Origin of the sequence: Pseudomonas brassicae (assembly GCF_010671725.1) — a bacterium.
In the GTDB taxonomy this organism is placed as follows: Bacteria; Pseudomonadota; Gammaproteobacteria; order Pseudomonadales; family Pseudomonadaceae; genus Aquipseudomonas; species Aquipseudomonas brassicae.
In genome coordinates this window covers 1-8179 of the sequence record NZ_JAAHBU010000172.1, presented here as the reverse complement: position 1 = coordinate 8179, position 8179 = coordinate 1, and the positions used below count along the sequence as shown (strand labels likewise).

Sequence of the window (8179 nt, the reverse complement as noted above, 5' to 3'; positions counted from 1 at the left end):
AGGGTGATCAGCGCCCAGAAGTGCACGATCGACAGGCGATACGAGTACACCGGGCGTTCGGCCTGCTTGGGCACGAAGTAGTACATCATGCCCAGGAAGCCTGCGGTCAGGAAGAAGCCCACGGCGTTGTGGCCGTACCACCACTGCACCATGGCGTCGGTGGCGCCGCCGTACAGCGAGTAGGACTTGGTCAGGCTGACCGGGATTTCCAGGTTGTTGACGATGTGCAGGATGGCCACGGTGATGATGAACGCACCGAAGAACCAGTTGCCCACGTAGATGTGCTTGGTGGTGCGCTTCATCAGGGTGCCGAAGAACACCACGGCGTAGGCGACCCAGGAATGGTGATCAGGATGTCGATCGGCCATTCCAGTTCGGCGTACTCCTTGGAGCTGGTATAACCCAGCGGCAGGCTGATGGCGGCGAGCACGATCACCAACTGCCACGACCAGAAGGTAAAGGCGGCCAGGCGTGGCGAAAACAGCGTGGTCTGGCAGGTTCGCTGCACCGAGTAGTAGGAGGCGGCGAACAGTGCGCAACCGCCAAAGGCGAAGATCACCGCGTTGGTGTGCAAGGGGCGCAGGCGCCCGAAGCTGGTCCACGGCAGGTCGAAGTTGAGTGCAGGCCAGACGAGTTGCGCGGCGAGAAAAACGCCGAGCCCCATCCCGACGATTCCCCACACCACCGTCATAATGGCGAATTGGCGGACCACCTTGTAGTTGTAGGCGGTACTGCTGGTTGTGTTCATGTATGGGTTCCCATCCACGGTTATAGGCAGGCTAGTGAGCGAGGCAAGCATGAGTAATGGGCAAGTGGCCGGTATTGACGGGGATCAATGGGCGAAGCTGCTCCAACAGCGCGGCTGGTTGTGGAATGCCCCGCAAAATCAGGGGGATGCGGCCCCTGCGGGGTGCCTGATCCTGGCCCACGGTGCGGGCGCGCCAATGGACAGCGAATTCATGCAGGACATGGCGCAAAGGCTGGCGGCACAAGGGCTGGGGGTGCTGCGCTTCGAGTTCCCCTACATGGCCCAGCGGCGCCTCGATGGTGGCAAAAGGCCGCCAAACCCCCAGGCCAAGTTGCTCGATTGCTGGCGCGAGGTGCATGCCCAGGTGCGACCATTGGTCACGGGCCCCTTGGCGATTGGCGGCAAGTCCATGGGCGGGCGCATGGCCAGCCTGGTAGCGGATGAGCTGGAGGTGGATGCGCTGGTGTGCCTGGGGTATCCGTTCTACGCGGCGGGCAAGCCGGAGAAGCCACGGGTGGCGCATCTGGCCACGCTGAAGACGCCGACACTGATCGTGCAGGGCGAACGCGATGCACTGGGTAACCGCGAGACGGTGCAGGGGTACGAACTGTCGTCAGCGATCGAGCTGTGCTGGCGGGTGGCGGGGGATCATGACCTGAAGCCGCTGAAAACCTCGGGGTTCAGCCATGCCGATCACCTGGGGGCGGCGGCGCGCAGGATCGTGGCGTTCCTGCGCTGAAAGCCCCTTCGCCAAGGCCGGCGCCTGCCAGGACCGCAGTCCCGTGCAGGAGCCGGCCTTGCCGGCGAAGCGTGTGAATCAGTCGCGGTATTCGCACAGGTAGGCGGTGTCGACTTTTACCTGCAACTGGAACTTGCTGTCGGCCGGTACTTTGAACTGGTCGCCCGCCTTGAAGGTCTCCCAGTTGTCGCTGCCCGGCAGCTTGACGATCAGGGCGCCGCTGACCACGTGCATGATCTCGCGCTGGGCGGTGCCGAATTCGTACTCGCCCGGGGCCATCACGCCGACGGTGGCCGGACCTTCGGCAGACGCGAAGGCGATGGACTTGACCGTGCCATCAAAGTACTCGTTGACTTTAAACATGGGCGACTCCTGCAAAGGGGCAAAAAAGGGCTGGCCAGTATGCCCAAGCCACCCGGCGCCGTCATCCCTTTCAGGTGCCTGTCGCCGGCAGTGTCAGCGGCAGCAGGCGCGCGGTATTGCGTGCATCTTCAAGGGCGCGGTGCTGCTGCCCGACAAACTGCAACCCGGCCAGTTGCAACGCACCTCTCAGGCCCAGTGGCCGCTCCAGCTGGCGGGCCTTGGCAAAGCGCTGTTTGAGGTTCAGGTGAGGCACATCGGCCAGCAGGCTGTGCAACTGATGCAACTGCCATTCCTGCAGCAACTGGCGCCGATCGTAATCGCCCCAGCTGGCCCAGCCTTCCAGGCGGGCCTGGTGGTGCTGCAGCCAGCGTTCGAACCTGCTCCAGACCTCGGTGAACGCAGCTGCCGAATTGATCTCGGTCTGGGTGATATGCGTCAACTCGCGGCAAAAGGGCGTCAGCAGTGGGCGCCGTTGTGGTTTCACGAAGCGCTGGAAGTGGTCCACTTCGCGGCCCTGGCGATTGACCAGGCTGGCGCCGATCTCGATGACTTCCATCTCTTCGACCGGCCAGCCACCTTCGTCGGTGGTGGCTTCCAGGTCGATTACCAGCCAATGGCCCATAGCAGGCTCCTTACCCAATCGTCGCCAGAGCGTAGCCAATCTCGGGCCTGCGCGGTATCCCGTGGCAATCTGCCTGTTGTTTATGCCAGTTGTACAAGGGCGGGAAAACGCCTAGTTTAGGCGCGAATCCGCAAAGAGTGTGTTGCCTTGAGTTCAGCGCCCCTGCCGCAGGTCGTGTTGTCCCTGTCGTTGCTCGCGGCGGCCTGGCTGAGCACGCCGGCCTGTGCCCAGCAGGAGATCAAGGTCGGGGCTGTGCATTTCCCGCCTTATACCGTGCGCCCCGAACAGGGCGCCGATAGCGGCTTGTTGCCGCAATTGGTCGAGGCCCTGAACCGGCTGCAGCACGATTACCGGTTTGTGCTGGTACCCACGTCCATCCCGCGGCGCTTTCGCGATTTTGAAGAAGGGCGCATCGACATGGCGATCTTCGAAAACCCGGAGTGGGGCTGGAAGTCCATCCGGCACGTCGATGTCGACATGGGGCTTGAAGATGCCGAAGTGTTCGTCACGCGCAAAACCGACCAGCGTGACCAGCGCTATTTCGATGAACTGACCCATAAGCGCCTGGCACTGTTCAGTGGCTATCACTATGCGTTTGCCGGGTTCAATGCCGACCGCGAGTACCTGACCGGGCATTTCAACGCCACCCTGACCTACTCCCATGACAGCAACTTGCTGATGGTCCAGCGTGATCGTGCGGACATAGCGCTGGTCACGCGTTCCTACCTGAGCGATTTTCTGCAGCGCAACCGCAAGTATCAGGACCAGTTCCTGACCTCGGAGAACGTCGACCAGGTCTACCATCACTACGCCTTGCTGCGCCCCGAGGCGGCCATCAGTGGCGAGGCCTTTGCCGAGCTGCTGCAGCGTCTGCGCGAAGGTGGCCAGTTGCTGAAGATTTTCCAGCCCTATCAGATCAAGGTCAGCGAGGTCCACGCAGACTAAATTTGCGCGCGGGTTTCACGTCAACAGCAGTGAGCTGTTCCTTCCTTTTCCGTGAGCCACACACCATGCCTGCCGATACCGCCTTGCCTGCCTTGTCGTTGCCCCCGCTGGCGAGCCTCAGCGCCGATGAAACCGAATGCCACCTGAGCCTGGTGCTTGAAGATGCGCCGCTGGTACGGCTGCGTCTGGAGCGTGGGCAAGACCTGAACATCTACCTTGAATACAGCTGCAGCGAGCGTCCTCAGCAGGCGTTGTGGGCGGCCTGCTACTGGCTGTTCTCCCGCGACCCGCGCTGCCAGCGCCTGCGCTGGCACCTGGCGCAGGTGCCTGAGGCGGCGCTGGCCAGCGGCCTGCTGGTGGTGGACGAGCAGCCTGAGTGCTATCGCTGCGAGCGCGCCCTGTTCTGGCAGTTGCCGCAGCCGTGGCTGGGCCAGACGCTGTCAGGTACCTACCCGCAGCAGATGCAGATCACTGGCGGCAAGCGGCATCCGCTGCGTGCGCCCAAGGCGCGGGGCGAGGTGTATCGCCGCTTCGACCCGCGAGTAGGGGCGTGGATTTCCCTGCGTACCCTCGAAATCGACCACGATCTGGAGCGCTTCAACCGCTGGCAGAACAACCCGCGGGTGCTGAATTTCTGGCAGGAGGGCGGCAGCCTGGAGCAGCACCGCGACTATCTGAGCAAGCTGCAGGCCGATCCGCACACCCTGACCCTGATCGGCTGCTTTGACGACCAGCCGTTTGCCTACTTTGAGGCGTACTGGGCCAAGGAAGACCGGATTGCACCGTTCTACCCGGCCGATGACTACGACCGCGGCATTCACATGTTGGTGGGGGAAGAGACGCATCGCGGGCCGCACAAGGTCGCCAGTTGGCTGTCAGCGCTGGTGCACTACCTGTTCCTCGACGACCCGCGTACCCAGCGCGTGGTCGCCGAGCCGCGCGCCGACAACGCGAAGATGATCGGCTACATGCACGACCAGTGTTTCCATTGCGAGAAGGAGTTCGACTTCCCGCACAAGCGTGCAGCCTTGATGGTCCTTGGGCGTGAACGCTTCTTCGAGCGCTGCAAGCTGGTGTGAGCGTGGGGGCTTTATGGCGCCCCCTTCGCTGGCAAGCCAGCTCCCACAGGTACTTCATTGCCCTCAAGGGCAGTGAGATACCTGTGGGAGCTGGCTTGCCAGCGAAGGGGGCGGAACAATCGAAACACAGTCCTCAGGCCGGCTCGCCGCGTGCCGCCGACACCTTGCGGCAATGCACCAGCGCATCGCGAATCATGAAGTTCACCAGCGTCGGCGATACACCCAGTTCCTTGGCGATGTCTTTCTGCGGCACGCCGTGCAGGCGATACATTTCGAAGGCATAGCGGGTACGTTGCGGCAGCTCGGTCAGCGCGTCGGCGATATGTTCCAGGGTGGCGAAATTGATGTGCGTGGCCTCAGGCGAGGCGCCGTGGATGACCACATTCAGCCCTTCCTCTTCGCTGCCGGAATATTTCAGCTCCATTGCCTGCTTGCGGTAATGGTCAATGGCCAGGTTGCGCACGATCTGGAACAGGTAGCTGAGCTGCGCCTTGAACGATGAGGTGATCTGCGGCGCGGCACTCAGCCGGAAAAAAGCGTCCTGCACCACATCCTCGGCGCGGGAGCGACAACCAGTGATCCTGGCGGCAATTTTCACTAAAATGCTGCGATTGTCGACGAAAGCTTGGAGCAACGGTGAATCGCACTTACTTGTGGACAGTTGTTCCGCCATGGAATTTTCACCTTTTCTCGAAGAGGGAAGCGAAGCACTCCACGAGGGAGTACTTCCTGCGACGTGCGACAAGCTATTCTTAATGATAATTATTGTCAAATGCGAAAAGTAATGAGTCCTCGTATTTTTGGTTCTAAGCAACGTCGCTTCATTCGTGGCAAAAAAAGCCTTCAGGCGGACCACTCTGGCGCCTAATTATTTCACCTGTTCATCCGTTCCCCTGTGTACATCCTCGGCCCTGAACGGGGCGTGCCAGTGCCTCGGCGCGTGGCCCGCACCCGTCGCAAACGCCGACTTTCACGTACAGACACTGGCAGGAACTCCCCATGACGGACGCCTTCGAACTCCCGGTTACGCTGGTCCAGGCACTGGTACAGCGCGCGACGCTGACCCCTGAGAAGGTGGCCCTGCGCTTCCTTGCCGAAGACGCCCGTGACCAGGCGGTGCTCAGCTACCGAGAGCTCGACCAGCGCGCGCGCAGCATCGCTGCCGCCCTGCAGGCGCGCACCGTGCAGGGTGACCGCGCGGTGTTGCTGTTCCCCAGCGGCCCGGACTACGTCGCGGCGTTCTTCGGTTGCCTGTATGCCGGCGTGATTGCGGTACCGGCCTACCCGCCGGAGTCCTCGCGCACCCATCACCAGGCGCGCCTGGTGTCGATCATCGACGATGCGCAGCCGCGCCTGCTGCTGACCATCGATAGCCTGCACGACAGCTTGCTGGCCCTCGACGCACTCAAGGCCGAGGATGCGCCGCAACTGCTCAGCGTCGACCAGCTCGACCTCAGCCTGGCCAGTGCCTGGCAGGTGCCGGCGCTCACGCCGGATGACATCGCCTTCCTGCAGTACACCTCCGGCTCCACCGCACTGCCCAAGGGCGTACAGGTCAGCCACGGCAACCTGGTGGCCAACGAGGTGCTGATCCGTGAAGGCTTCGGCATCGACCTCAACCCTGATGACGTGATCGTCAGCTGGCTGCCGCTGTACCACGACATGGGCCTGATCGGCGGCCTGCTGCAGCCGATCTTCAGTGGCGTGCCCTGCGTGCTGATGTCCCCCGGCTACTTCCTGGCGCGCCCGCAGCGCTGGCTGCAGGCGATCAGCGACTATCGCGGCACCATCAGCGGCGGCCCGGACTTCGCCTACCGCCTGTGCCATGAGCGGGTCAGCGCGGCGGCGCTGGCCAACCTCGACCTGAGCACGTGGCGCGTGGCGTACTCGGGTTCCGAACCGATCCGTCAGGACAGCCTCGACAGCTTTGCCGAGAAGTTCGCCATGTGCGGTTTCGAGCCTTCGAGTTTCTTTGCCAGCTACGGCCTGGCCGAAGCCACCTTGTTTGTCAGTGGCAGCGTGCGCGGCGGCGGCATTCCCGCGCTGGCCCTGGACAGCAGCGCACTGGCGCAGAACCGTGCCGAGGCGGGCGAGGGCAGCGTGCAGATGAGCTGCGGTTTCAGCCAGCCGCTGCATGCGGTGCAGATTGTCGAGCCGCAGCAACTGAGCGTGCTCGGTGACAACCAGGTCGGCGAAATCTGGGCTGCCGGCCCGAGCATCGCCCATGGCTACTGGCGCAACCCCGAAGCCAGCGCCAGGACCTTTGTCGAACAAGGCGGGCGCACCTGGCTGCGCACTGGCGACCTGGGCTTTCTGCGTGATGGCGAGCTGTTCGTCACCGGGCGGCTCAAGGACATGCTGATCGTGCGCGGGCACAACCTCTACCCGCAAGACCTGGAACAGACCCTCGAACGCGAAGTCGAGGTGCTGCGCAAAGGCCGGGTGGCGGTGTTCGCGGTCGACGACGCAGGCGAGGAGGGTATCGGCATTGCGGTCGAGATCAGCCGCAACGTGCAAAAGATCCTCGAACCGGCCAGCCTGATCCGCAGCCTGCGCCAGGTGATCGCCGATGCCTGCCAGCAGGCGCCGGCGGTGGTGCTGTTGCTCAACCCCGGTGCGCTGCCCAAGACCTCCAGCGGCAAGCTGCAACGCTCGGCCTGCCGTCAGCGCCTGGATGATGGCAGCCTGGATTGCTATGCACGTTTCCCGGATGCCCAGGCGCCAGCATTGAACACGTCAGCCGCCAGTGGAGAGGGGCTGCATGCCCTGATCGCGCGCCTGTGGGCCGAGCAACTGAACCTGGCGCAGGTGGCCGCCGACGATCACTTCTTCCTGCTGGGCGGCAACTCCATCGCCGCTACGCAGGTGATCGCACGCCTGCGCGACGAACTGGGCCTGGCGTTGAGTGTGCGCCTGTTGTTCGAGGCGCCAACCCTGCAGGCGTTTGCCGCTGTGGTGGCCCAGGTGCAGGCCGATGGCGGCGTGGCCCAGGGCGCCATCGCGGCGCTGCCGCGGGCCCAGGCGCTGCCGCAGTCGCTGGCACAGAACCGCCTGTGGGTGCTGTGGCAGCTGGAACCTGCGAGTGCGGCGTACAACATTCCTGGCGCCCTGCGCCTGCGCGGCGAGCTGGATGAAGCGGCCCTGGCCAGCAGCTTCCAGGCGCTGGTGGTACGCCACGAGTCATTGCGCACGGTGTTCGCCGACAGCAACGGCCAGCCTGTGCAGCGCATCCTGCCCAGCCTCGACTGGCAACTGACGCAGCTGGACCTGAGCGCCGAAACCGCCGCCAGCGTCCAGCAACGACGCGAAACCGAAGCCCGGCAGCCGTTCGACCTGGAGCGCGGGCCGCTGCTGCGCGTCACGCTGGTACGCCTGGGCAGCGAAGAGCATCAGTTGTGGGTGACCCTGCACCACATCATTGCCGATGGCTGGTCGATGAACATCCTCATCGACGAATTCTCGCGCCTGTACGCGGCTGCCTGTCAGGGCCAGCAGGCGCAACTTGCGCCATTGGCGCTGCACTATGCCGACTACGGTAGCTGGCAGCGCCAATGGCTGGAGCAGGGCGAAAGCGCGCGCCAGCTGGACTACTGGAAAGCACAGCTCGGCGATGAGCCGGCGGTGCTTGACCTGGCCACGGACCACCCACGTTCGGCCCAGTTGCACAAGACCGCCGCGCGTTT

The 8179-nt window shown here is 63.6% G+C and carries 7 protein-coding genes and 1 pseudogene; 4 read left to right on the top strand and 4 right to left on the bottom strand.

Going from position 1 to position 8179, the window contains the following annotated elements:
- Nucleotides 1-748 (bottom strand): annotated as a pseudogene (locus G3436_RS13720) (cbb3-type cytochrome c oxidase subunit I); the annotation flags it as partial.
- 49 nt (nucleotides 749-797) lie between these two features.
- On the opposite strand from G3436_RS13720, the gene G3436_RS13715 reads away from it, so the two are divergent.
- Nucleotides 798-1487, top strand: coding sequence for an alpha/beta family hydrolase (locus G3436_RS13715; protein ID WP_163945801.1), 690 nt, complete (start codon nucleotides 798-800; stop codon nucleotides 1485-1487).
- Between the two features lie 78 nt (nucleotides 1488-1565).
- Here the strand turns inward: G3436_RS13715 and ppnP are convergent, their stop codons facing one another.
- A complete protein-coding gene (ppnP, locus tag G3436_RS13710) occupies nucleotides 1566-1850 on the bottom strand; it encodes a pyrimidine/purine nucleoside phosphorylase (RefSeq protein ID WP_163945798.1) in 285 nt (94 codons plus the stop codon).
- 70 nt (nucleotides 1851-1920) lie between these two features.
- Nucleotides 1921-2472, bottom strand: coding sequence for a 3'-5' exonuclease (locus tag G3436_RS13705; RefSeq protein ID WP_163945795.1), 552 nt, complete (start codon nucleotides 2470-2472; stop codon nucleotides 1921-1923).
- A 147-nt stretch (nucleotides 2473-2619) separates the two neighbouring features.
- On the opposite strand from G3436_RS13705, the gene G3436_RS13700 reads away from it, so the two are divergent.
- Both G3436_RS13700 and G3436_RS13695 read left to right on the top strand, forming a co-directional pair.
- Complete coding sequence (locus tag G3436_RS13700) at nucleotides 2620-3417, top strand: substrate-binding periplasmic protein (RefSeq protein WP_420801212.1); 798 nt, start codon at nucleotides 2620-2622, stop codon at nucleotides 3415-3417.
- Nucleotides 3418-3482: 65 nt separating this feature from the next.
- Complete coding sequence (locus G3436_RS13695; protein WP_163945792.1) at nucleotides 3483-4496, top strand: GNAT family N-acetyltransferase; 1014 nt, start codon at nucleotides 3483-3485, stop codon at nucleotides 4494-4496.
- 133 nt (nucleotides 4497-4629) lie between these two features.
- Here the strand turns inward: G3436_RS13695 and G3436_RS13690 are convergent, their stop codons facing one another.
- Nucleotides 4630-5169, bottom strand: a complete 540-nt coding sequence (locus tag G3436_RS13690; protein WP_163945804.1) for an RNA polymerase factor sigma-70 — start codon at nucleotides 5167-5169, stop codon at nucleotides 4630-4632.
- 326 nt (nucleotides 5170-5495) lie between these two features.
- Between G3436_RS13690 and G3436_RS13685 the strand changes: the two genes are divergently transcribed.
- The coding region (locus G3436_RS13685) for an AMP-binding protein (protein WP_163945789.1) at nucleotides 5496-8179 on the top strand (2684 nt) is incomplete at its 3' end.

Bases quoted from the DNA above. Each gene is read 5' to 3' on its own strand.
- G3436_RS13690 (WP_163945804.1), bottom strand. From the start codon at position 5,169: ATGGCGGAACAACTGTCCACAAGTAAGTGCGATTCACCGTTGCTCCAA.
- G3436_RS13715 (WP_163945801.1), top strand. From the start codon at position 798: ATGAGTAATGGGCAAGTGGCCGGTATTGACGGGGATCAATGGGCGAAG.
- G3436_RS13705 (WP_163945795.1), bottom strand. From the start codon at position 2,472: ATGGGCCATTGGCTGGTAATCGACCTGGAAGCCACCACCGACGAAGGT.
- G3436_RS13695 (WP_163945792.1), top strand. From the start codon at position 3,483: ATGCCTGCCGATACCGCCTTGCCTGCCTTGTCGTTGCCCCCGCTGGCG.
- ppnP (WP_163945798.1), bottom strand. From the start codon at position 1,850: ATGTTTAAAGTCAACGAGTACTTTGATGGCACGGTCAAGTCCATCGCC.